Origin of the sequence: Niveibacterium sp. 24ML (assembly GCF_026586805.1) — a bacterium.
GTDB lineage: Bacteria > Pseudomonadota > Gammaproteobacteria > Burkholderiales > Rhodocyclaceae > Niveibacterium.
The window spans coordinates 1-2,500 of record NZ_JAPFHA010000057.1; the positions used below are offsets into that span (position 1 = coordinate 1).

3 protein-coding genes are annotated in these 2,500 nt (G+C 61.2%); 1 reads left to right on the top strand and 2 read right to left on the bottom strand.

Annotated features, from left to right (window positions below; translation table 11 throughout):
- Positions 1-574: 574 nt before the first annotated feature.
- On the bottom strand, positions 575-1,663 hold the full coding sequence (locus OPU71_RS21095; protein ID WP_267730074.1) for a formylglycine-generating enzyme family protein: 1,089 nt from the start codon (positions 1,661-1,663) through the stop codon (positions 575-577).
- Positions 1,664-1,817: 154 nt separating this feature from the next.
- On the opposite strand from OPU71_RS21095, the gene OPU71_RS21100 reads away from it, so the two are divergent.
- On the top strand, positions 1,818-2,036 hold the full coding sequence (locus OPU71_RS21100) for a hypothetical protein (RefSeq protein ID WP_267730076.1): 219 nt from the start codon (positions 1,818-1,820) through the stop codon (positions 2,034-2,036).
- A gap of 3 nt (positions 2,037-2,039) precedes the next feature.
- On the opposite strand, the gene OPU71_RS21105 is transcribed toward OPU71_RS21100, so the two are convergent.
- The coding region (locus OPU71_RS21105; RefSeq protein ID WP_267730077.1) for a formylglycine-generating enzyme family protein at positions 2,040-2,500 on the bottom strand (461 nt) is incomplete at its 5' end.

Genomic DNA, 2,500 nt, shown 5'->3' on the forward strand with positions numbered 1-2,500 from the left:
GGTATGGCCGGAGGTTTGACGGTATGCAGGGTTGCATCCGGGCAACTGGCCCCGGCAATGCTCAGCGGCTGCGGGCAAAGGGCGTCCGCTGGCGCTGCCTCACTGACAGTGGTGCCGAAGAGCGCTGCGAACATGAGCAAAACTGACCGACGAGTTACTGTTGAAAGCATTAGCTGATGCTCTGTGTCAGAAGGAGAGGTTGGCGCGCGGGCGGCCAACGAAGCGCCCCCGATTCTACCGATATTGCATAATCGAAACGAGCCGAATGCGACGGATGCGCCGAGCAATACCAAACCTGTCGGCTTGGGTCGCTAGCCGGTGACGGAGGGTTGTCGATAGTGATAACTGAGCTCTGGCGGCCTTCAGATGTGAAGTTGCCCCGAGCGGGGGCGCGCGGCCTAGTATCACGACACTAGCCGCGCCGCGCCGCGCCGCGCCGCTGCGCGAAGACCACTCCCGCGGGTCTCCGGCGGACGCGAATACCTTACTGGCCTATGCACTGCAGGAGCAGAGCCGAGACCACCCACTGTTCGCTTCGATTGACGGCGGCTTCTACGACGCGACCGCGTAGCGGTTATGGTGTGGCGACACAGCGTACAGAAGGCATCTGTACGTCGAAATAGGTTTCGTCTGCAGGCGACTCCTTGATTCGGCCATCCGGAAGATAGGTCCGCCGCCATACGGATACGCCGATCTTCAGGCTGTCGCCGTAGGCCCACCCTCGCACCACTTTGCGTGCGCCGGCAGTTGGTCCTTTCGGATCCTGCGCAGTGCAGCGCTCGTAGGTATCCGCCGCATACCAGTCTCGAACCCACTCTTGTCCGTTGTATTGCATGTCGTACATGCCTAGCGGGTTGGGCGGGAACAGGCCAATCGGGTACCTGCGGTTGAAACCGCCTCTCTTGAGACGCTCGGCCTGTGCTGCGTAGGGCACGTTACGACCGTAATCGATATGCCCATCATCGGTCGGGATCATGAAGAACTGCCCTCGGCTGCGCGCGGCGTATTCCCACTGTGCCTCGGTTGGAAGATCGAAACTGTGGCTTGTGATCGTACCCAGCCACTGACAGAAGTCCTGCGCGGTCTGCCAGTACATGCCGGCAGGAACGCTAGGGTGCCGGTCTTTGGGCTCTTCGTCCTTCGCAAGCCGCGGCCGCCCTGTCGCGTCCGCGAACACGTTCAGCTCGGCATAGGTGGCTTTGTAGCGCGACAGGTAGAAGTCCGACAGCGTGACGTCGTGTAGGTGTTTGTCGTCCTCGTTGTAGGTCATGCGAGTGACGTCGGGGATCTTCATCAGTGGCGTGAAGTCTCCCATCGTGAAGGTCCCGCCCTTGACGAAGATCAGGTCTTTGATTGCTTTGGCCTTGAGGCGGGCCACCCGCTCCTCGATGCTTCCGTGTTCCAGCGAGGCCAGAGTCTTTGCCAGTTCGGGTGCTTGTTGAGGGACTGGCAGTGCATCGAGTTTCTTCTCGCTGATGTGGAACGGCGTCGACCTCGGAATGGCCGGCGGTTTGACGGTATGCAGGGTTGCATCCGGGCAACTGGCCCCGGCAATGCTTAGCGGCTGCGGGCAAAGGCTGTCCGCGGGCGCGGCCTGACTACCTGTGGAGCAGAACCCCACCAACACGAGCACAACAGACCAACGGGGTTGTATTGAAGTCATTAGCAGACGCTCTGAGGCAAGAGAACGAAGCGGCACACGGACGGCTGCCGGCGAGCCCCGATTCTAACGATATTGCATAATCGAATCGTGCCGAATGCGGATGCTTTGTCCGGCGGTGCCAATGCAGCCCTCCGTGGTCGCGAGGTAGCGCTTGATGGTGGTCGAAAGTGAACCGGTGGTGCTTGGACGTGACGTTGCAATCAACGGCAACTTCCCAGGCTGGTACGAAGACACGTACGCCGCGCAGCGCAAAGACCACACCCGCGGATTTCCGGCCGAAGCCAATACCTCACTCGCCTATGCGCTGCAGGAGCAAAGCCGCGATCACCCGCCGTTTGCGTCGGTTGACGGTGGCTTCTACGCCACGGCGTAGCGTTCAGGGTGTGGCGACGCAACGAGCGGTCGGTGCTATGAAATCCGGAAATAGGTCGTTGTCAGGGGCAGAGCCGAAGGTGTCTCGGCCCATGGGGTCGAAGGTACGCCGCCAAGCGGACACGCCAATTTTCAAGCTGTCGCCATAGGCCCAACCCCGTACGACCTTAAGCGTGCCAGAGACCGGGCCGGTGGGATCCTGCGCCGCCGAGTGCTCGTAGGCTTTGGCCGCATACCAATCGAGCACCCATTCCTTACCGTTGTACTGCATGTCATGTGCGCCCAGTGGATTGGGGGGGAATAGGCCTACCGGGTATCGCTCGTTGAACATACCTTTCGTGAGCCGCCTCGCCTGCGCGCCGTAGGGCACGTTACGTCCGTAGTCGACGTGGCCGTCGTCGGTGGGAATCATGAAGAACTGCCCGCGGCTGCGCGCGGCGTATTCCCACTGCGCTTCTGTCGGCA